The following is a 21,481-nucleotide window of genomic DNA, read 5'->3' as shown; positions in this document are numbered from 1 at the left end:
TTAATAGATCAAACCTACAACAGTAGCTGTTAAGAAACTGACGAGTGTGGCCCCGTACAAAAGCTTCAACCCGAAGCGGGCAACGACATTTCCTTGTTTCTCATTCAGCCCTTTCACAGCGCCGGCAATGATGCCGATGGATGAGAAGTTGGCAAAAGAGACGAGGAATACGGAAACAATCGCTTCCGTGCGGCCGCTGAAATGGAGTCCGCCTTGTGCGAGCGTCTGCATGGCGACAAACTCGTTCGATACCATTTTCGTCGCCATGATGCTTCCGGCATTCACGGCTTCATTCCATGGAATACCCATCAAGAAAGCAAACGGCGCAAACACATATCCGAGCAGTTCTTGGAAAGATATCCCCAGTACGGCATTGAAAATACCGTTGATCATTGCGATGATCGCCACAAAGCCGATCAACATGGCCGCCACGACAACCGCAACTTTAAAGCCGTCCATAATATATTCGCCGAGCATCTCGAAAAAGGATTGCTTTTCCTCTTCCTGCACTTCTACCATATCATGTTCTTGATCCACCTCATAAGGATTTATGATCGAGGCGATGATAAACCCGCCGAACAAGTTTAAAACGAGTGCTGTGACGACATACTCCGGTTTCAGCATCGTCATGTAGGAGCCGACGATAGACATCGATACGGTGGACATCGCTGAAGCGCACAGTGTATAAAGTCTGTGCTTAGGCAGCATGCCCAATTGTTTTTTTAATGAGATGAATACTTCTGATTGGCCTAAAATCGCCGATGCCACGGCATTGTAGGATTCAAGTTTTCCCATCCCGTTGACTTTGCTGAGCGCCAGACCAATATATTTTATTATAAACGGAAGGATTCTCCAATATTGCAGAATTCCAATTAAAGCAGAAATAAATACAATAGGCAGCAGCACGCTCATGAAGAATGTGGACTCATTCACATTCACAAGCCCGCCGAACACAAAGTTCACACCTTCAGCTGCGTATTCAAGCAAATAGCTGAACCCTTTCGCAAATCCGCCGACAAGGTAGTTTCCGACGCCTGTGTTCAACAAGATATATCCTAGTACAAATTGCAGTACGATCATGACGATAACCGGACGATACTTGACTCCTTTTTTCCCGTTGCTGAACAGCCATGCCATACCTAAAATAACAATTAATCCTATGATCCCGATGAGATACTTCATATGTTGATCCTCCCGAGGATGAATTCGCTTACAATCTTTGCATCAATATACGGGAAGCTAAAGCTTCCCGCTTATCCCGAACTTAATAGTTGTCTCCGCTTTTTCCTTCCGCTCCGCTGACGATGGAAACTCCTGCGCTCGCCCCGATTCGGCTTGCTCCGGCTGAGATCATGTTTTCTACATCCTCTTTAGTGCGAATACCTCCGGATGCTTTCACCCCAATATCAGGTCCGACGGTTTTCCGCATTAAAGCAATGTCTTCCGCTGTCGCACCGCCTGTGGAGAATCCGGTTGAGGTTTTCACAAAATCGGCTCCGGCCGCGACAGCCAAGCGGCATGCGCGTTCTTTTTCTTCATCTGTGAGCAGACATGTTTCAATAATCACTTTGACAAGCGCTTTTCCTGCGGCCGCTTCCACCACTCCGCGGATGTCAGCTTGTACAAAATCATCGTCACCGTCTTTTAACGCGGCAATGTTGATCACCATGTCAACCTCTGTCGCTCCTTTTGCAATCGCGTCTTTTGTCTCGAACGCTTTTGTTTCCGTCGTATTGGCGCCAAGCGGGAAACCGATGACAGTGCAAACGTCAATTTCCGTTCCCGCAAGCTCTTTCGCGGCGAACTCGACCCATGTTGGATTGACGCAGACGGAAGCGAATTGGTACGTTTTCGCTTCTTCGATCAGCTTTTTGATTTCTTCTTTTCGTGTATGCGGTTTCAATGCTGTATGATCAATGATTTTTGCAATCTCCATATACAAGCACTTCCTTTGTTTTAAGATAGTTTCAGCATAACCGATTTCTGAACAAATGTAAATTATGATGTGAACTTTTGTTCACTAGAAAATAAAGTAAAATCCAGGCTGTTCACCTTGGACAATTCAATCTTTTAACAGTTCTTTTGCCGTATGCTGATCGATAATCAGGACATTGGCATATTTCCCATTGAGCGCGCCGTGGATGGCGGCCGTTTTGCGGATGCCGCCGGCAACAAGAATCGACCGTTCTTTCTGCCTGAGATCAGCAAGTTCGACACCGATTGTCCGGGAATTGATCGCATCGCTGCAGATCTTTCCGTCCGCATCAAAAAAGCGCGAGCAAATATCGCCGACTCCGCATGATTTCAAGAGCTCTTTTTCCTGATCATTAAAGTAGCCGAGCCTGAACAAAAGGGCTTCATCCCGAACCGTCCCGACCGTAAAAATGGCGATGTTCGCCTGCCTGCCCATTTCCATGATCCGTTTGATATGCCTGTCCTGCTCAACCATCTGCTTGACCTCGGCGTTGTCAAACACAACCGGCAGCGGAAGGTATCTCGGCATTGTCTGAAAGGCCTCGGCAAACAGCTGAATCGTTTCAGACGAATAGGTATTGACATTCGAGTGGCTGATACCGCCTTTCAGCTGAACGACTTCGACGCCTTTCACCTGCTTGGCGTGGAGATTTTGCGCGATCTGATACATCGTCGTTCCCCAGCTGACGCCGACGATGTCGCCGTCCTTGACGGCTCCATGCATGTATTCGGCGCCGAAGCGGCTCAGATAATGCGTGATGGTCGTATAGTCGGAGGTCGGCGAAAAGACGACGTGCGCTTCAAGCAGCCCGTATTTTTCTTCAAGCATCGCACCGAGCGCATTCATGTCCTCAAACGGATCCATGACGCGAATCTGGACATACCCCTTTTCCTTTGCATACTGAAGCAGCCTCGATACAGTCGGCCTTGAAATCTCAAGCTGCTCGGCGATTTGCTGCTGGCTATAATCCGACTGATAGTAAAGCCTGGCCGCTTCAATGCTCAATTGCTGTTTTTCCTTGTCCATCACGTGCCTCCCCTTTAGAGAACCGTTTTAATCCATATTATATAGGCTGAGGGCCTTTTTCATCCAGATGAACTTTAAATAAAGCTTCCCCTTTTTCCAAACTGCTGTAGCCTAAAATTCAAAAAACTCGCGAATACTAACAGTTGTTTTTTAGCCATTTGTTAAAATTGAATTTAAAAACTCTTTAATTTTATTATTTTCGTCACTCTCAATTGTTTTTAATCTAAGGAGGGGTATATCTGATTTTCTAAGAACTGAATCCTTCAATGAATCTCGTCTAAGTTGCTCCTTATTCGATCTATTGTGATATGCCGAACCGTCTACTTCAATCACTCCTGCAGGTTCATTCCCCATTTTATAATGAATGAGGAAATCACAGCGTGCCGAAGTTTGTATAAACTTTTGCTCTTCCGAACTTAAATGGGATGTCTTCCTGATCAAATCCTTCAAGCGATACTCTCTTTTAAAACTAAATTTTTTATACTTATCTTCCTCGTCAAATATGTCCCTTAACAGACTGGCAATAATCCGTTCAGATTTAAATTTAGAATCACTGTCCTTTAGCTTTCTTTCCCTATCAAGAAGGACTTCAGAAAACTCTTTGTATAATAAATCAAAAACTGAAATAACTTGACTCTCATGATAAAGACTGAACTCAGTATAATATTCCATATAGCGTATTAACTCAGAAATTTCTTTATTGCTCCTTTTGAAAATATCAACATTAGAAACTAAAACAAATCTCTTTTTTGCTCTAGAAACAGCTACATTGATTAAGGCAGCATCGTCCACAAATTCAATATCTTTTTTACTGGCTTTTTTATCAAGAACAGTTGAAAAGATGATTCCGTCACATTCCCGCCCCTGAAACTTATGTACGGTGTTTTTTATAATTTTTTTCTTCATATATTCATTTGCAGCATTGATTTGCCCATTGTATGGCGCAATAAAACCAATGTCTTGATAATCGTTTGAAAAAGTCAAATCTCTTATTGCCTCTTCTTGTAATGACTCTATTTCACGTACATTATAACGTCCTCCGTTCCCATAAAAACGCATATGATTCCCCTTAGCGGTCTTAATAAGAACAATTGATGGCTCACTTTTATCATCAGTTTTAGTTAATGGTATCAGCTCACCATTATAATACCGCTCGTTACAAAACTTAATAATCATCGGATGACATCGATAATGCTCTTTCAACAAAGTAACAGGAATGTTTTTTTTAAATACTTCTAAAACCGAGTGAAGCATACTATGTTTTGCATAGTCAAAGCAAGGTTCAATTCCCATCGTTCCGGAAGAGATTTTTTGATCTGGAATATGTGGGAGCTGTTTTGTATCTCCGACAATGATCACATTTTTAGCACAGCTTAATGCAAGAATACCTGGAACCAGCTCTAACTGGGATGCTTCGTCAATGATTAAATAATCAAATAAAAAACCTCTTGGAATTGAATCCATTAAAGAAAAAGCAGTACTTAATACAATTGGAAACCTCTTTTTGAAGATATTAAAATTTGATGAACGTTTATAATTTTTTTGATCAAAATGAAGCAAAAAATCTCTTTTTTGAGCTTGGTGGATTTTACCCTTAAAATATAAAACAGAATGATCCTGAATTCGCTTATTGATTTCTTTAAAGTTTTTTGTCCCCAATGTTTTATTCACTTGCTCAAGTTCACTTTCAAGTTCTATTAATTTTTGATTATAGAATTTATACTGTAGTTCTGTGAGTACTTTCTGCTTTTGCAAACTATCTCCCATCAGTTTGAAATCATATAAACCATAATAAAGTAAATATTTCATCTTTTTAAAAAATGTCATTCTCTTCTCACTATTCATCACCTCATCCACCATAAAATTTAAGATCTTTGAATTATCAAAGCTATAGAACGGGAGCAGTTTAGGGTCTAAACGTTCTTGTGTTCTCATGTGTTCTTTGTAGTACACTCTTTCCGTTTTAAGATCTTTTATCTGTTGTTTTAAAATAGCTTGTCGGTTTTGAAGATGAAAAAGATCTTTAATAAGTGCTGTATCTTCAATAATATTATGTAATAGCTCAGCTTCCTTTTCTGGTTCAATTGACCAATCATTAATATCCTCGGGGACTTGAGATAACTGATTGAAGAATTGTTTCTGATTTTCTTTGTTTCCTAAGGAAGCCATAAGAAAACTGAAACCTGCTTTCTCCAACTTTTCCTTCACATTAGAAACAGCTGCATTATTGTTTGAAACAACGGCTGCTGTTTGACCTTTCATCATGATGTTAGCAATAAGGTTTAAGATCGTTTGTGTTTTACCTGTTCCGGGCGGCCCTTCTATGACACTAATCTGCGAAGAAAAAGCAGACTCTATTGCTTGAATTTGACTTAAATTCAGACCGAATGGAAAAATAATGTTATGAGTTTCTCCAAGAACCTTGCTCTTTTTTTCAAAATACGCATAAAGAGCGCTATCTAATCTGATATTTAACGCTTCAAATTGACGTTTTAGAGGAGGAATATCATTTGGCGTTTTATCTTTTTCTTCAGCCACATATCTAAAATAATCTATATAGCTCTTAAATCGTTCATTACCAGTTTTAACCTTTGTAACATCTTTTAAATGATAAATATAAGATCGTTTACTATTTTTAAAAGTCACAATCGCATACTTTTCACCGTAAACTACTATACTTTCAATTCCCTGTTTGATCTCTTGCTTTAAAAAAACCTGTTCGTTTTCTCCGATTGTTATTTTACGGACAGGTTTGATTCTGCACCTTTCTAAACTCCAGTACTGATATCCTCCTGTTTTTAAAGTCACTTTAATGTAGAGTTCATTATTCTCTTGATGTATAACCAATTTCCAATCTGATATTCGATCTGTCCAATCTTGATGGTCTTTAATTATTGTTGTGGATATCTCCATAAAACCCTCCATCTTTCCCTTTCATTGGTATTCTCTATTATATTATAAATTTAAGTTGAATGATCATAATTTCCCATCAAACTTATTTCTGTAACTTGTTGACTACAGTAAACTTGTACTCTTTATAACTATCAACATACCAATATTATGATAAAATGGATATTGTAGGACGGAGATGATATTGGTGAACGGAGGGTATTAGAGTGGCGGCAAAAATTGCATTCGAAGCAGTGGGAAACAGCTTAAATCAATGGTATGGGCTGATCAGGCAGAATCATATTGCCGAAGCGGCCGCGATGAGGGAAGAAATCAAAAGAACGCTGGAAACGATGGAAGAAAATCAGGATGTGCTTTTGTACTTCAATCTCATTGATTCGCGATTTAAGCTGTTGACTGAACGATACGAGGAATCCGGGACGCTTTTGCAAAACATGAGAAAAACACCGGAAGAAATCGGAACGGACAATATGCTCCAATACTATTTCTACTTTTTCGGCGGTATGTACGAGTTTTATCAAAAAAATTTCACCACTGCCATTAACTTTTACAAAATCGCCGAGCAGTCGCTCCACAAAATCCCTGATGAAATCGAAATAGCCGAATTTCACTATCAACTGTCCATTGCTTACTATGAAATCAGACAAAACTTCTTCTCGATCAATCACGCGGAAAAAGCGCTGGAAAGCTTTTTGGCGATTGAACATTACGAGCACAGGGCCGCCTCCACCCAAATGATCATCGCGGCGAACAAGCTGGATCTATTCAAGTATGAATCGGCTGAAGCGCTGTTTCAAAAAGCGATCAACATGGCGGCGGACACCAAGCAGCTGTATGCAGAGGCCCTTGGATATCATAACCTTGGAATCTGCTATGAAAGACAGGAAAAGCTTGATCCGGCCCTAAAAGCGTTCGCATCAGCCTTCGGCATCTTAGAACAGCTTCACTCCAAACTCTCCACACTCAGAACTTCCTACATGTTGGCAAGGGTTTTATTCAAAAAAGGTCTGATCGAAGAAGCAACAGGATGGTACAAAAAAGCGGCCGGCCTTGCAGCAGAGTTGGATGAAAAAACATATAAAGCCAAGCTTCTGGTGATTCATTCCATTTATAAAGAGCAAGACGAAGCACTGCTCGACAAAGGCTTGGATATGCTTAGAAGCAAGAATCTTTGGTCAGACGCGGCAGACCTGGCCATCAATGCGGCCAGATACTTCAAAAGCAAGAATTGTCTTAATCAAGCGGCAAAGTACTTTGACGAAGGCATTATTGCCTTCGACCACATTCAAACAAGAAAGGAGGAACTTGCCCCATGAAGAAATGGCTTTTAGGCCTGGCGATTGCAGGCGTTGTCATCACTGGCGCTCTCCAATTTGCTCCGCATGGCGATGCCGAATTTGCAGCAGGTGAATTCAAAACAACTGAAAACTGCTGGTTCGGTTAATCCACGAATTGCACCAAACTGTTAAAAACCAGAGAAAGTTGGCGGCCACCCAACTTTCTCTGCCACATTTGACTATCTTTTCACAAAACATTTTCCATATTCAACTAAATCACAATCCACATAAAAGTAGTTTTTAGAGTCTCTCCAAATTTGGACTCTTTTGTGTACTGAGTCATAAACATAATCGTACATGTTTGGATATGCATCCCTGACCCACACGTACTCAGCTGCGCTTGCAGGCAGCGCTGAGAAGAGAATTGCCGCTGTAACAGCAACCGTTCCCACTGACTTTTTGAATTTCCCCATACTCAAACACTTCTTTTTTCATTTTTTTCCTATTAAACATCAAGATGATTAATAGGCTGTTATAAAAATTATGATATTTGTAAAAACTTAAATATAATATGCACTCAAGGAAAATAAAGGGCCCCCCCTTCCTTTTGCCTCTCGTGATGATCTCCTTAATTTTTCGAATGTCTTCCAAAGAAGATGCCCTCCTTCCCTCACCCCTGGCGCTCCAATTGGTTATTTTTACATTCCCAAATGAAAGGGAAATGATGAGATGATATCTATAGCTAAAAAAATCGAACGGCAGTCTTTAGCCCCTTATAAAAATAGTTCAAAAAGATTAAAAAACCCCTAGCAATCTCCATTTTTTCATTTATAATTAATGAAATATGTCATGGTTTTTCCCAGCAAGCTGGACATTCAGGTGATGTAAAGGAGGGGGGCGCCCCGTGAGGTATGTATTGATCGGTTTCATCTTATGCGCTTTAACCATTGGTCTTTCCATCGGCTTTATCCAAGCCGGAAACAAGCATAGCGCGGAGCAGGACAATGAATCGCGGCAGCCTGCCGAGCATTTCATTTTTCATCATTTAATAAGTGATGAGGGGCTTATGAAAACAAGTCTCTCGGATCAGCCTGTTTACTTATCCGAATCACTCGGCTTGTGGATGGAATTTTTAGTTGACAAAAAGGACGGAACTCATTTTCAAGAGCAATATCAGCACTTGACCGAATCGTTTCTCATGAACAGCGGCCTGGTGACATGGAAAATTGAAAATGGACAAGCGAGCGGGGCGAACGCCCTGATAGATGATCTCAGAATCATGCTGACCCTGGATCAGGCAGCCGATCTGTGGGGAAACCGGAAGTATAAGAAAACAGCACGACAAATCGGCGCTGCTTTAAAAACATACAACATGAACAACGGGATTTTTACCGATTTCTATGACTCTTCTTCCAAAGCGGCGTCAAAGGATATCACCCTTTCGTATATTATGCCTGATGCGTTAGCCGTATTGAAAAAGAATGGAACCATCGATGAAGAGACCGTAGAGCGGAATGTCAATATTCTTTATACCGCTCCTTTGAAAAACGGTTTTTTGCCGAAATTGTACAACACAGAGACAAAGGAATACAGCTATGACAACGAGATTAACCTCATCGATCAGCTGTATGCGGCATGGCATTTGCAGCAGGGGGATCAAAAAGCCGCTGTTTTGGCGGATTGGATCAAACAGGAGTTTCAAGCGAATGGAAAGCTGTATGGACGGTATTGGGCGGATACGAAAAAACCGGCCGTTCAATACGAGTCGCCATCCGTTTACGCTTTGACCATTTTGTTTTTCATAAATCAAGATGAAGACAAAGCCGTGGTCAAAGCGCTTTATGAAAAGATGATCGAGTTTGAAATTCTTGATTCGTCTGAAACGTATTATGGCGGATATATGAGCGGCGATAATACGCACTCTTTTGACAACCTGCTGCCTTTACTGGCGGAAAGGAAGCTTTTTGATGAAAATATCATTCACTGATTTACAGAAAATGTTTGCCTACATGACTGGGCTTGCAGCGGCTCTTTCTCTGTTTATTTATTATGTCTCAGCCGAGCAGTCCGAAGCCGTTTTGATCATTTGTATTTCATTTGCCGTCATCGGAGCGGGAATATGGCTTGGACCGATTTACGCGCTGGCGGGAACCATCGTCGTTTTATTTGTTCTCGGAACCTTAATGATGGTTTTGCAAGCGAGCCAGGCCGCGGTTTTTCCGCCTGAAGAAGGCATGAAAATGCTCGTCGTCTGGGGAATGGCCCTCTTGCTCTTTTCCTTTTTCTCAGGAAGAATTCACGATATTGCAGTTGAACTTCAGCATTCAGTCAAACGACTTCAGTCTGAAATCAAAAGCTTTGTCGCGATTGACAGAGTGACGGGCTTTGATAATAAAGAGAGAATGAAGCTGGAGCTGTCAGAAGAAATGAAGCGCGCGGAGCGGTACGGTAATTCATTTGTTTTCTTGCTGCTGCAGATGCATTATTTCAAAGAGTTTAAATCCTTGTATGGAGAAAAAGAAACCGATCGGCTCTTTCAATTTGTCAGCAGCCAAATCAGATCCTGTGTACGGGAAACGGACAAAAAATTCCGTCCTTCTGAAGAACGATTCGGGATCGTTCTGACCCACACGCCGGCTGAACATATGCCCGCTGTCCTGGCAAAGCTGAAAAAACAACTGGACACGTACCAGCTGCAAAATGGCAAATATATCACCTTAACCTTTCACGTATGTTACTTAACATATCGCAAAGATTTGCAGACGGCGGATCAATTTTTAGAAGAACTGGAGAATGAGATGATGATGAATGAACTGTAAGCGAAGCTTTCTTCTATACGCAGCTGTACTCATACTCTCAGCCGTTTTTTATCGCCCGGACGCGGCGGCAGCGACGCAGGAGAATGGCGGAATTCTCATCATCTATTCGACCTTGGATGGAAAAGAATCGTCAGAAGTGAAAATGCTCGATCTGATCGCAGGTCATTTCTCGTCCCGTGTCACTGTCAAAAAAGATGCTGATATAAAGCAAACGGATCTCGCAGAGAAAAAGCATATCATCTATTACGGCCAAACCAAAAGAAAGCTGAATAAGCAGCTTGTGTCACAGATCAATGCCTGCGAAACGCCCGTGATTGCGATCGGTTTTAACGCCGGGCAATTCAGCCAATTTTCCGGCCTTTCTTTAACAAACGAAGAAAATGTCTTCCAAGTCCGCAGCACGAGTGAAAACAGTGCGGCCTCATTGAAAAGCGGGCTCAATGTCCTCGGCGTATCAGGTTTGAAGGGGAAAGCATTGTATACATACACATCAGATGATGGGAAGGCACACCCTTTTGTATGGGAAACCGATAAGGCAAATGTGTATATCGGCTTAACCAACCTGTTAAACAACAACCTGCTCTTGGCCAAACAGCTCAGACAAGCATTCGGGATAGCGGGGGGGAACACACTCTTATATTTGCGGCTGGAAGACATCAGCCCGATGTCAGATGAAAAATTGCTGCTGCAGGCGGGTTCTTATCTGCATGAGAGAAACATCCCTTTTATCTTGGCTGTTATTCCGGTTTATTTGAACCCGAAAACAGGCGAAAAGGTCTATCTGTCTGACAAGCCGAAGCTGGTCAAAGCTTTGCGGAAGCTGCAAAGCATGGGAGGCAGTGTGGTTGTTCATGGATATACCCATGCCTACCGCTACGATGAAACCGGGGAAGGCTTCGAATTTTGGGATGCCAAGGCTGATCAGCCGATCACATCGCAAAATGCGGAGGATGACCCGTCCCTCTTAAAAAAAGAAGCGGATTTTCCGAATGAAGCGGCTTATAACCGTTATTTGAAGCCGTTCAGAGAAAATGAAGAGACCTATACGCGACAAAAGCTGACGCACGCTATTGAGGATTTAACCGCGGAAGGACTGTACCCGCTGGCATTTGAAGCGCCGCATTACACGATGTCAGAGCATGGTTACCAGATCACTTCACAGTATTTCTCAAGCATCGTCGGCCAGGTCCAGCTTAGTGATGAAACATGGAAAACCTCCGGTACGGGACCGTTTGTGACGAAGCCAGCCATGCTGCATGGAATGACGCTGTATCCTGAAACTCTGGGCTATGTCGATGCGTCAGATGCGAATCCGCTCGGCAATATCGAAGACCATATCTCGCAAATGATCGATTTTGAAGGCGGAGTAGCCGGAGCATTTTACCACCCCTATCTCGGCATGGAATATTTGCCCGAGCTGGTTGATCAAATGGAACACATTCCGAACAGCGAATGGCTTGATTTAAAGAAAACAAAGCAAACGGTTCAAACAGACAAAGTGACCATTCGCACGAGCGGAGACGGCACCATTCACGTCAATAGCAAGGTGAATGCCATGGAAGAGTTTTTCGACCATCATCAGCAAAGCCCGCTGGAAAAGGCGCTTTGGATTCTCTCAAGCATCGTGCTCTTATTTGTCGTCATGTTTTTCAGCTACACCCTTTACTTGAGAGCCACATTAAAAAAACGCATCTTTAAGGAGAGAAAAAGCCGTGGGTAATGTTCTGTTCTTTATCTCATTAAGCTTAATATGGGTGATGCTGCTGTACCACATGTTTCTGATGCAGGGCGGATTTCGCCACTACATGACCTACGAGCTGAACATCCCGAAGTGGAAAGAGAACTTGAAAGACCTTCCGAAGGTCAGCGTTCTGATTCCAGCCCACAATGAAGAAGTCGTGATTCGGCAGACGCTGAAAGCGATGGTCAACCTCTATTACCCGAAGGACCGGCTGGAGATCATCGTCATCAACGACAATTCGACCGACCGGACGGGTGACATCGTGGGTGAGTTTTCCAGACAATACGATTTCATTAAGATGGTGGTCACCAAACCGCCGCATGCGGGAAAAGGCAAATCCTCCGCGCTCAATTCCGGGTTTGCCGAATCGAACGGGGATGTCATTTGTGTATATGATGCTGACAACACACCGGAGAAAATGGCTGTTTACTACCTTGTTCTCGGTCTGATGAACGACCGGAAAGCGGGTGCCGTGGTGGGAAAATTCCGCGTCATCAATGCGGCGAAAACATTGCTGACAAAGTTTATTAACATTGAGACCATTTGCTTTCAATGGATGGCGCAGGGCGGAAGATGGAAATGGTTCAAAATCGCCACGATCCCCGGCACCAACTTTGCCATCCGCCGGAGCATTATCGAACAGCTCGGCGGATGGGATGATAATGCGCTGGCCGAAGATACCGAGCTGACGATCCGCGTATACAACCTCGGCTACCACATCCGTTTCTTTCCGGCCGCCGTTACATGGGAACAGGAGCCGGAAACGTGGAAGGTGTGGTGGCGCCAGCGGACAAGATGGGCGCGCGGCAATCAATATGTCGTCCTGAAGTTTTTAGCCCAGTTTTTCAAGCTGAAACGGAAGCGGATTATCTTTGACCTGTTTTATTTCTTCTTTACGTATTTTTTGTTTTTCTTCGGCGTGATCATGTCAAATGCGATTTTTGTTATCAATTTATTTTATGATCTGCATCTCTCGGTTGGTTTTTTGTCAATGATCCTGTGGATTTTGGCTTTCTTCCTCTTCATGACAGAAGTCATGATTACACTGAGCATTGAAAAAACAGAAATGAACAAGCAAAACGTTTTCATCGTTTTTCTGATGTACTTTACATACTCGCAGGCGTGGATCGTCCTTGTGATTTATTCTTTATTCGTAGAAATCAAGCACCGTCTGTTCAAGCAAGAAGTGAAATGGTACAAAACAGAGCGATATAATCAAAAGAAAAGCGGGTGACTTTTTTGAAACATGCATTTATATGTCTCTTAAGTTTCATGCTGGCGGCGATGACCGGACAAGCGGCCTTGGCTAAGGACATCGAAGTAGACGGCTCGATTCTGGGGGAAAACAGCGGCAAACAATCCAAAGAGCAAATGCTCACGAACGATCTCATCACAATGTACGGCGCAAAAGACTCATCAGAGCTGACATATCAAATCCCTGCAGGCGCTTCTTCCCTTCAGCAGCTTGTGCTTGAATATGAGGCGTCAGACCTTTTAATTGCCCCCTCCTCTCTGACGGTTGAGATTGATGGTGAACCGGTTAAAACGGTAAAGCTTGAAGGGGATGCCAAACGGAAGAAATTGAAGCTTTCGCTGAACAAAAGCCAGTCATCTCAAGGCTTCCACAGCTTGTCTTTGAAGTTTTACGGCGTGGTGAAAGAAGGCGTCTGCGTCAGACAGGACTCATCCGGCAACTGGATCAAAATTTATCCGGACAGCCGTCTGACATTGGGAAGCAAAAGCTTGGCAAAAGGGGCCGCACTTGAACATTACCCTTATCCTTTCGCACAAGCAGGAAACACCTCGGAAGAAACCGCAATCGTTATTCCGGATAACCCGAGTTCTGCGGAAATCGAAGCAGCGGTCAAAACGGAAAGCTATCTTAAGACGGTTGATAACAGCATAACCGTTTCATACTTGAACGAATCCGACGTAAAGCAGATCGACAAGCCGACGATTTTGATCGGGGTTCAGCACCATTGGAACGGCAAGGTGAAAAAGCTTTTGAAACAGGATAACCTTGAAGCGCAAGAAGATCAGCTATTGCTTGCGGAACGGGTCCTTAAAGCAAAGGACAGAGAGCAGCCTGTACTGTTTGTCACCGCCAAATCGGATGACATCCTGTCAGAGAAAATCAGCGTGATCACCGATAAAACGTACACCGGCCAGCTGAGCGGTGAAACACTGGCCATCGACAAGCTTCAACAGCGGCAAAATCGCGATCGCCATAAGCTGTCACTTGAGGATTTCGGGGCGGGGGATTTGACGATCGGCTCTGATCAAACCTCTTCAGAGCATTATTATTATCCTGCTCCGGCGATTTTGGACAAGACTCAATCTGCAAAGCTGTCGCTTGTATTGAAAAAATCAAAAACGATTGAAAAATCCGCCGATCAAAGCGATATGTCTGCCAAAAAGGCAGAGCTGAAGATCATGATCAATGGACAGCCTCATTCCGTCACGGTTGATGCTTTAGAAAAAGAAGACAAAAACGGCTTTTATCATGTCACACTAAAAGTCGATCCGAAGCTTTTGCAAAAAAACCGCTACATCGATATTCAATTTACCGCATCAGGCTTGAAGGAAAACAATCCATGCTATGCGACGGACGAAGACAAATGGATTTTTATTGATAAAAGCAGCACACTGTCTTATCCTGTCAGAAGCGCGTCAGCCGCTGCCGATTTTCAAGATTGGCCGCTTCCATACGCGGGAAACCAGGACAAAGCAACACTGATCATCCTTCCCGACAGCGCAGATCAGGCGAAGCTTCAAGAACTGTCGCTTGTGACGAATTCCCTCGGCGGTGAAGCAGGTCAGTCATTCACAGTAAGAAAATCATCTGAAGTGAATGCAAAAGACGCAAAAGGCCGGAACATCATTTTTATCGGAGGCATAGGTCAGTTTGCACTTCTGCAGGAGAAAGCATCGGAACTGGAAGTACCGATGACGAAAAGCTCGCTGGATGTATCTTCTTTTCAAATGCTGAATGAAACAAGCAAACGAGTCGCTTTTACCCAGACATCGCTGTGGGATGAAAATTACTCGATGGCGGTTTTCACTCCGCTTCATGGAAAAGGCACTGCAGTCACAAAAGAAATGATCAGCTTTTTGGAGAACAATGACAACACAGCGACCGTGATCAATGAAACGGACAGCCAGCAGCTGTTCACCAATCACCAGCAGCTCGCATCCAAAACGAGCGGAACAGAAACAAGTAAGACGAAGAAAAGCAGCCAGCAGAATACGCTGTATCTCGGAATTCTCGTCTTAATCATCGCAGCAGCTGTCATTCTGATTTTAATAACGGTAAGGCGCAGAAAGAGAAAAACGGACGCCGAAAGAGCTGAAGAATAAGACAGGGGTTATTTAAGCCCCTGTCTTTTTTTAGTCAACTTTCTGCTGACACATTTCTTTCACAACGCTGGCCAAAACAGCGACTCCCCTTGTTAGATCTTCATCCGCTGCCGTAAGGCTGATCCGAATACATTGGTGCGTATGAGGCATATGCCGTATGTCATGGTGAAAGAAGGATGAGCCGGGAACGATGATGACACCGTTCGCTTTCAAATGTTCATACAGCTCTTGATCGGCCGCCGGGAAACCTTCAAGCCAAAGCCACCCAAAAAGCGACCCCTCTCCTTTATGGATATACCACTTGATTCCATCCGCCATATTTTCGTGAAGGAGTCTGTTCAACAGTGAAAATTTTCTCTTATAGTATGGCCTCACACACGTTTCCGATATGGAAACGAGACGCCCGCTATTTAAAACAGATGCCGCCATATACTGCCCCAGCCTTGAAGAATGGATCGCCGCATTTGACTGAAACGCCTCCATTGCCTGTATATAGCGGGACGGGCCGATGGCGATGCCAATTCTTTCACCGGGCAGCCCGGCTTTTGAAAGGCTCATGCAATGGATGATTTGGTCATTGAAAACAGGCTCCATGTCGATGAAGTTGATCGCCGGAAACGGCGGAGCATAGGCGGAATCAATGAGCAGCGGCACATTGGCTTTGCGGCAGGCGTCTGAGATCAATAATACATTCTCGGCAGACAGAATATTTCCGCAAGGGTTGTTTGGGCGCGAGAGGATGACAGCGCCGATGTGCGGATCAGCCTCCATCCTTTGCAAAAATCGCTCCCGGTCAAGTTCGTATCGGAAGGTGTGTTCATCTAATATTGAAACGATCGGAGGAATCCCTTGGACGATGTCTTTCTCAAGCGCGACACCGCTGTATCCCGAATAGTCCGGAAGCATGGGAATCAAGACCTTCTTCTTGGCGGAATCGCTTCCGGTTCCGCAAAACGAATTGACGGCCAGAAAAAATAACTGCTGGCTTCCCGCCGTAATCAGCACATTTTCTTTTTGAATGTCAAAATGATACCTCTCGGAAAAGAAACGGACTACACTTTCAATCAGTTCGTCCGTTCCGTAGCTTGACCCGTATTGGCTGATGATTGAAGGAAAACGCTCGTCCTCTAATAAGCCTGCTAAAGCGGATTTCCACATGGCAGCCGCTTCCGGAAGAATCAAAGGATTGCCCGCGCTTAAATTGATGTATTGCCGCTTTCCCCCGGCCAGCACTTCCTGAATGTCCCCCATCACCGCTCTAACCCCTGTCTTCTCACTCATTTTCTCTCCAATGCTGCTTAGCTTCGGATTCAATGTTTCAGCTCCTCATCGTGTTGAAATCGCAAATAGGATGTTTCAATACCGTTGTTGAGATCATGAATAAAATATTGAACAGGTACGCTGAAGCGCTCACCTTCGCTTCCGGGCGGCAAATACCGCCTCACATAATGCTCAGCCGCTTTTTTATAAGCCAAATCGTCTTCTATCTCTTCCAGTTTTTCGATTTCGGCAACAAGCTTTTTCAAATCTTCCATGCACAATGCAAGATCAAGCGCTACAGGCTTCTCGCTTCCCCTTTGCAGGGAACGGCCGTTTTCAATGATCCAGCTAAACAGGAAAAACCCGGTTCCTGAATCAAAGTTTTGTGTGGCATTGTGCTGGCTCGGATACCGTAAAAGCCGCTCAAACAGCACGAACTCGATAATTTCTTCCCAATAGTCGTACTGTCTTTCCGCAAGAGCCAGGATCGACTGGCAATCGACTTTTACTTCCTCGAGAATGCCCGCAAAAAAATTCATTTTCGCTTGAATGTGCTCATGGAACGGCTTTTTCCCGCAATGGTGGTAATAGTCGTGCAAATAACCCCAAAGGACCCTCGCCTCATATGTCCGATCCGGGTGCAGATGGCGAGACTTAAAAGGAACGTTTTCAAAAATCGCCTGCGCTCTCTTCAGCGTGTCCTCATGATAGATTTGATAAAACTTATTAAAGTAGAAAATCGCAAATGTCTGGGTTGTGACTTTTTCTTTCGTTTTCACATTTTCCGGAAAAAAGACGATGCACTTCTCTTCTGTAAACCCTTTTGTTCCGGCGAGCAGCTTCAGCGATTGGCAGCCGTTTTCCGGGTGCGGCATCTCTGCTTCGATCGGCTTCATCATAGACGGCTCTTCTCGAACAGCTAAAAAGGCTTCAAAAAAACAGCCTTTGGCATGCGGGCCGTTCGGTGTCACGATCGGAGCGGCAAAAAAGGTGACATCCCCGTTTTCCGGCGCACGGTAAGCCGTCAATAACCGGTCAAAATACGGCGTCTCTGCCAATCCGCGGCTGAGCCAGTCCAAAACATCCTGTTCAAAAGCGGCCGCGGCTTCTTGTAAATGAACCGCCTCATATATCACCCTCACATCCTTCATCAAGTGCAAAAGCAGCTCTTCCGCTCTATTTTGCTGTTCCACAACCTGTCCTTTATCATTTTGGTATGTTTGCAATTCATGAATCTGCGGTACGATTTGTTCGTTCACCAGGTTTACAATGTCGCGCGTCAAAGTCAGCATTGGCTTCCTCCTTTAAGTCCGTGTATGGTAAAACACATCGGCACTTCGCCGAAATCTTTCATGACTTGCAAGTTGTGTTCATCAGCTGCTTTTATCGTCGTGATACAGCCGTCAGCCTCATTTGAGGCACAGGCCAGCGCAGCTTTGGCGTTGCTGGTGACCAATTGGACATCGTCGCTGAAGAGCTTTGCAAGATGAGCCGGCGCAGGATGGGAAGCGACTGTTTGAATCTTCGATTTTTCCGCGCCCTGTTTTGCGGCAAAAACCATGTTGTATGTAGGCATGACAAAGCTGTCGATAATTTTTAAATCCACTAGATTCTCGAATACGATGTTATGCAAATACGGATAAACGGCACAGCCCAAAAGGACTGAATTTTCCGTCATTTTCACTTGAAGCAAAGCCTCTTCCAGCGTTTCATACAGTCTGACTTCTCCGCGGAGCCCCTGGTTCTTCAGCCACAGCAGACCGGCTTTTTCGCAATTCGTGCCCTGCGGTCCCAGTGTGTGGACGATCATGACTGCCTGCTCTTCCTGCACTTGATTCGGAATCATCTTAGCCTCCTATTGTACCTGTTGGATTAGGTTGATATATGATGGTCAGTTCATCATCCAGCTCCCGATAAAATGCCTCACAGTCCCCGTAGGTGTCATGGCTTGTTAAAATAAACCCCGGATAACCGGAGAAATGCGGATATGGGAGAACCTCGGCGCCGGATTCGAAAAATTGAAAGACCCGTTTGACTTCCGGTTTTTCTTTCACCTCTTCAAGTCCGTCAATTTTCTCAAAAGCGCCCGATCCTTGAACAGGAATGATGTAATTGCCCGCTGTCCTTTTCGGGTGAATGTCGTTCTTTAATTGTTCTAACGGTTGAAAAGCATTTTGTATGACCAACTGCATAAAGTTGATTCCTGTGCTTTCCTTGACAATAAAATGGGAAACGCCAGAGCCGCCGATTCTTGCGCCCACCTCAATGACATAAGGCTTGCCGTCCTCGTTCAGTCTCAACTCCGTATGGGCCGGACCTTGGTGAATGCCAAGCGCCAATACGGCGCCCGTGACTTCCTTGATAATCGATAGCCGCTGCTCTTCATCCAGTCTGGCCGGGGCGATATAGACGCCTTCTTCAAAAAACGGGCCTTTGCCGTCCCCTTTATAGCCGATCGACAAAACATGCACCTTTCCTTGAATCGACAATGTTTCCACAACGAATTCGGGGCCGTCGATAAATTGCTCCACGACGATGCCGCTGTGTTCCCGAACAAATTTGCTGAGATCCCCCCGGTTAATCGCTTCGACCTTCTGAACAGCTGCATTGAGCTGTTCCCAGTCATCGACCCGGACGACGCCCTGGCTGGAAAAGCCGTTGATCGGTTTGACGACTAAAGGGTATGAGAGCTTTTCACCTTCCAGGTCGTCAAGCTGATCCACTTCATAGAAGAGCGGCGTATTCAGCCCGTTCTCCTTCAGGATGCTGCGCGTTCGGTTTTTGTTGCGGCAGTTTTCAACCGCTTCTAATGGGAGGCCCGGCAGATTCAAGGCCGCCGCGGCTTTCGCCGTGAAAGGCAATGCCGGCTCAAACAATGTCATCACACCGTCAAACGGAGATTCGATATATGTCTGCCGAACGATTCTCATGGCCGCCGGCTCGTCTTCAAACAGCGGAATGGCGATGCAGCGATCAACAGCCGGAAGAGCTCCCGGATGGTCTTCGGCGGCATTGTAAAAAAACGTAATCTTGACACCTAAGCTTTCCGCTTCTTCAAAAATAAAAGGCAAGTGCTTATTTTGACAGATGATGGCCAAGTGTTTGTTTCGTTTCGTCAATTTTCGCGATCCTCTCTTCTTTTTTTAGATTAATGAACATCACGCCGAATATAACAAGCAATGTCCCTAAATAAATATTGGCATTCAATTTTTCATCCAAAAATAAAAATCCGATATAGAGAGCGATGACAGGGGAAATAAACAGGTGGGAAGTCGCTTTTGAAATGTGCCACTTTTTCAGTAAATAAATATTGATCCAAAATCCCAATATCGAACCGACAACCGCCAAATACAACAAGGCAATCAGGCTGACACCGGAAAACGTCCTTGTGCCGCTTTCCAGCACTAAACTGCTAAGGAGTAAAATGACTCCGCCGCTTAACATCGACAGAGAGTTAAAACTCAAAATCGGCAGTGACTGGATTTTCTGCTGCACTTTAATTTGAATAAAAGCCGAGCCGAACATCGCACACAAAATCACGACCATGGCAATGATTTCAATCAAATCGACTTGAATCAACAGCTGATTGCCAAAAACAACCGTGATGCCTAGCAAAGCGAGGCATATCCCCCATTTTTGCAATTTGGTTGCCGGCGTTCCTTTGACTAAACGATTGATGATCAGGGCAAAAACGGAGATGCTGGCTGCCAAGATGGAAACCAAACCGCTTGGCAAATAAAGAGAAGCCCAGTAAACCGAACCAAAAGGGATGGAAAAATACATGATGCCGTTGAAAACCGAGAGCACAAGCAATTCTTTTGAAAACACAAATTGTCGGCGCATGAAAAGAACGATGGCAATGATGACGCTTGCGATCATAAATCTCATGCCTGCGGACCAAAACGGAAGGCTGTCGCTCAGCCCGACCTTTTGAAAAGCCCAGGTCGTTCCGCCGATTAAACATAAAACGCCAAATAAAATGTGAACCCGAAACTTCAAAACGTTTGCTAGCATATTCACTTCACCTTATTTTGTTATCGTCTTGCTGTGCAGATTCGTCAGAAAATATACTCTTTTCTGACCCAAATGGATTATGAAGGAAATTATAACTATTATATCAATTACAGTCAATATAAATTTGGAACTTTTAGTATTCCTTTACAATAAAAAAACACTCACTATCGAAAGTGAGTGCCGGCAGGTTTTTATATCTCAATCAGACTTTGATTTCTTGGGTGTATGCGGCTTTTCCGGAGGACCCAAACTCTCTCATTTTCAGCTTGACCGTTTCCTTGACGGCTTCGATCCCAGGCGTCATATAGGCGTGCGGTTCATACAGATCCGGATTTTCTTTAAACATGCTGCGGGTTTTCTCAGTCCAGGCCACCATGCATTCGGTATTAATGTTGATTTTTGCATGACCGAGCCGGATCGCCCTTTCGATTTGGTCAGTCGGGATTCCCGAAGCCCCATGAAGAACAAGCGGAATATCTGTCACCCGTGAAATTTCTTCCATTTCTTTAAATCCTAAATTAGGCTCACCTTGATATTTACCATGGACAGAGCCGAGAGCTGCAGCCAGCGCATCAATATCGGCTTCTTTGACAAGGCGTTCACATTCCTCGATATCGGCGTATTTCACGCCGCCGACGAGCCCGTCTTCCATACCGCCTACTGTGCCCACCTCTGCTTCAACAGACACATTGTGTGCCCGCGCATAAGCTACGACCTCTTTTGTCATGGCGATATTGTCGTCAATCGGGGAGTGGGAGCCGTCAATCATCACTGAACTAAAGCCTGCGTCAATCGCTTTTTTACAGCGCTCAGGGCTTCTTCCGTGGTCGAGGTGCAAGACAACCGGAACGGTGATTGACATTTCTTTGACCAGTGCATCCACCATGGCGGCAACCGTTTTAAATCCGCCCAAATAATCAATGAGCCGGTCAGAGGCAGCCGCAATGACAGGTGACCGCTCTTCTTCCGCCGCTTGTAAAATCGCCTTTGTCCATTGAAGGCCGTTTATATTAAACTGGCCGATTGCATAATGCTGTTTCTTTGCTTCTCGAAGAAGATTCTTCATGGAAACGAAAGCCACGTTCACCCCTCCTATCTCGTG

General features: G+C 44.5%; 17 protein-coding genes. 7 read left to right on the top strand and 10 right to left on the bottom strand.

Translation table 11 applies throughout. The annotated features are described in order from the left end of the window. From ACINLD_RS10720 to ACINLD_RS10705, 4 genes are all read right to left on the bottom strand, one after another. Window positions 1–1,182, bottom strand: coding sequence for a NupC/NupG family nucleoside CNT transporter (locus ACINLD_RS10720; protein ID WP_026589353.1), 1,182 nt, complete (start codon window positions 1,180–1,182; stop codon window positions 1–3). An 82-nt stretch (window positions 1,183–1,264) separates the two neighbouring features. Continuing rightward, window positions 1,265–1,936 carry a deoxyribose-phosphate aldolase gene (gene deoC / locus ACINLD_RS10715; protein WP_077735939.1) on the bottom strand — a complete coding sequence of 224 codons (672 nt, stop codon included), beginning with the start codon at window positions 1,934–1,936 and terminating at the stop codon, window positions 1,265–1,267. Window positions 1,937–2,062: 126 nt separating this feature from the next. Beyond that, on the bottom strand, window positions 2,063–3,001 hold the full coding sequence (locus ACINLD_RS10710; protein ID WP_026589355.1) for a sugar-binding transcriptional regulator: 939 nt from the start codon (window positions 2,999–3,001) through the stop codon (window positions 2,063–2,065). Between the two features lie 150 nt (window positions 3,002–3,151). Continuing rightward, window positions 3,152–5,914 carry an AAA domain-containing protein gene (locus ACINLD_RS10705; RefSeq protein ID WP_077735938.1) on the bottom strand — a complete coding sequence of 921 codons (2,763 nt, stop codon included), beginning with the start codon at window positions 5,912–5,914 and terminating at the stop codon, window positions 3,152–3,154. Between the two features lie 203 nt (window positions 5,915–6,117). On the opposite strand from ACINLD_RS10705, the gene ACINLD_RS10700 reads away from it, so the two are divergent. From ACINLD_RS10700 to ACINLD_RS10670, 7 genes are all read left to right on the top strand, one after another. After that, window positions 6,118–7,227 (top strand): Rap family tetratricopeptide repeat protein, encoded by a 1,110-nt coding sequence (locus tag ACINLD_RS10700; RefSeq protein ID WP_179115676.1) that lies wholly within the window; start codon window positions 6,118–6,120, stop codon window positions 7,225–7,227. Beyond that, on the top strand, window positions 7,224–7,355 hold the full coding sequence (locus ACINLD_RS10695) for a Phr family secreted Rap phosphatase inhibitor (RefSeq protein WP_142246065.1): 132 nt from the start codon (window positions 7,224–7,226) through the stop codon (window positions 7,353–7,355). Before ACINLD_RS10700 ends, ACINLD_RS10695 begins: the two co-directional genes overlap by 4 nt. 737 nt (window positions 7,356–8,092) lie before the next feature. Continuing rightward, a complete protein-coding gene (locus ACINLD_RS10690) occupies window positions 8,093–9,175 on the top strand; it encodes a lipoprotein YdaJ (protein WP_077735937.1) in 1,083 nt (360 codons plus the stop codon). Beyond that, window positions 9,156–10,007, top strand: a complete 852-nt coding sequence (locus ACINLD_RS10685) for a diguanylate cyclase domain-containing protein (RefSeq protein ID WP_026589360.1) — start codon at window positions 9,156–9,158, stop codon at window positions 10,005–10,007. The genes ACINLD_RS10690 and ACINLD_RS10685 overlap by 20 nt, the downstream gene beginning before the upstream one ends. Continuing rightward, a complete protein-coding gene (locus ACINLD_RS10680; protein WP_410206988.1) occupies window positions 9,997–11,727 on the top strand; it encodes a DUF2334 domain-containing protein in 1,731 nt (576 codons plus the stop codon). The genes ACINLD_RS10685 and ACINLD_RS10680 overlap by 11 nt, the downstream gene beginning before the upstream one ends. Next, on the top strand, window positions 11,720–12,982 hold the full coding sequence (locus tag ACINLD_RS10675) for a glycosyltransferase family 2 protein (RefSeq protein ID WP_077735935.1): 1,263 nt from the start codon (window positions 11,720–11,722) through the stop codon (window positions 12,980–12,982). The genes ACINLD_RS10680 and ACINLD_RS10675 overlap by 8 nt, the downstream gene beginning before the upstream one ends. A gap of 5 nt (window positions 12,983–12,987) precedes the next feature. After that, a complete protein-coding gene (locus ACINLD_RS10670) occupies window positions 12,988–15,105 on the top strand; it encodes a cellulose biosynthesis cyclic di-GMP-binding regulatory protein BcsB (protein ID WP_409444408.1) in 2,118 nt (705 codons plus the stop codon). Window positions 15,106–15,135: 30 nt separating this feature from the next. Here the strand turns inward: ACINLD_RS10670 and ACINLD_RS10665 are convergent, their stop codons facing one another. From ACINLD_RS10665 to fba, 6 genes are all read right to left on the bottom strand, one after another. Next, a complete protein-coding gene (locus ACINLD_RS10665; RefSeq protein WP_409444409.1) occupies window positions 15,136–16,419 on the bottom strand; it encodes a valine--pyruvate transaminase in 1,284 nt (427 codons plus the stop codon). Next, a complete protein-coding gene (locus tag ACINLD_RS10660) occupies window positions 16,416–17,657 on the bottom strand; it encodes a DUF6421 family protein (RefSeq protein WP_026589365.1) in 1,242 nt (413 codons plus the stop codon). Before ACINLD_RS10660 ends, ACINLD_RS10665 begins: the two co-directional genes overlap by 4 nt. Next, window positions 17,651–18,211, bottom strand: a complete 561-nt coding sequence (locus ACINLD_RS10655) for a prephenate dehydratase domain-containing protein (RefSeq protein WP_077735933.1) — start codon at window positions 18,209–18,211, stop codon at window positions 17,651–17,653. Before ACINLD_RS10655 ends, ACINLD_RS10660 begins: the two co-directional genes overlap by 7 nt. Before the next feature lies 1 nt (window position 18,212). Further along, entirely contained in the window at window positions 18,213–19,484 is a 1,272-nt protein-coding gene (locus ACINLD_RS10650) for an ATP-grasp domain-containing protein (RefSeq protein WP_077735932.1), read from the bottom strand. Next, window positions 19,441–20,379, bottom strand: coding sequence for a DMT family transporter (locus tag ACINLD_RS10645; RefSeq protein WP_026589368.1), 939 nt, complete (start codon window positions 20,377–20,379; stop codon window positions 19,441–19,443). Before ACINLD_RS10645 ends, ACINLD_RS10650 begins: the two co-directional genes overlap by 44 nt. 202 nt (window positions 20,380–20,581) lie before the next feature. Continuing rightward, on the bottom strand, window positions 20,582–21,460 hold the full coding sequence (gene fba / locus ACINLD_RS10640) for a class II fructose-1,6-bisphosphate aldolase (RefSeq protein WP_409444410.1): 879 nt from the start codon (window positions 21,458–21,460) through the stop codon (window positions 20,582–20,584). Between the last annotated feature and the right edge of the window lie 21 nt (window positions 21,461–21,481).

This window comes from Bacillus sp. z60-11 (assembly GCF_046464135.1).
GTDB lineage: Bacteria > Bacillota > Bacilli > Bacillales > Bacillaceae > Bacillus > Bacillus sonorensis_A.
The sequence above is the reverse complement of the archived record's forward strand: the minus strand, read 5'-3'. Positions and strand labels throughout refer to the sequence as shown.

Coding starts and splice junctions, on each gene's coding strand:
- ACINLD_RS10685 (WP_026589360.1), top strand. CDS start 9,156: ATGAAAATATCATTCACTGATTTACAGAAAATGTTTGCCTACATGACT.
- deoC (WP_077735939.1), bottom strand. CDS start 1,936: ATGGAGATTGCAAAAATCATTGATCATACAGCATTGAAACCGCATACA.
- ACINLD_RS10710 (WP_026589355.1), bottom strand. CDS start 3,001: ATGGACAAGGAAAAACAGCAATTGAGCATTGAAGCGGCCAGGCTTTAC.
- ACINLD_RS10695 (WP_142246065.1), top strand. CDS start 7,224: ATGAAGAAATGGCTTTTAGGCCTGGCGATTGCAGGCGTTGTCATCACT.
- ACINLD_RS10720 (WP_026589353.1), bottom strand. CDS start 1,182: ATGAAGTATCTCATCGGGATCATAGGATTAATTGTTATTTTAGGTATG.
- ACINLD_RS10655 (WP_077735933.1), bottom strand. CDS start 18,211: ATGATTCCGAATCAAGTGCAGGAAGAGCAGGCAGTCATGATCGTCCAC.
- ACINLD_RS10660 (WP_026589365.1), bottom strand. CDS start 17,657: ATGCTGACTTTGACGCGCGACATTGTAAACCTGGTGAACGAACAAATC.
- ACINLD_RS10680 (WP_410206988.1), top strand. CDS start 9,997: ATGAACTGTAAGCGAAGCTTTCTTCTATACGCAGCTGTACTCATACTC.
- ACINLD_RS10645 (WP_026589368.1), bottom strand. CDS start 20,379: ATGCTAGCAAACGTTTTGAAGTTTCGGGTTCACATTTTATTTGGCGTT.
- ACINLD_RS10705 (WP_077735938.1), bottom strand. CDS start 5,914: ATGGAGATATCCACAACAATAATTAAAGACCATCAAGATTGGACAGAT.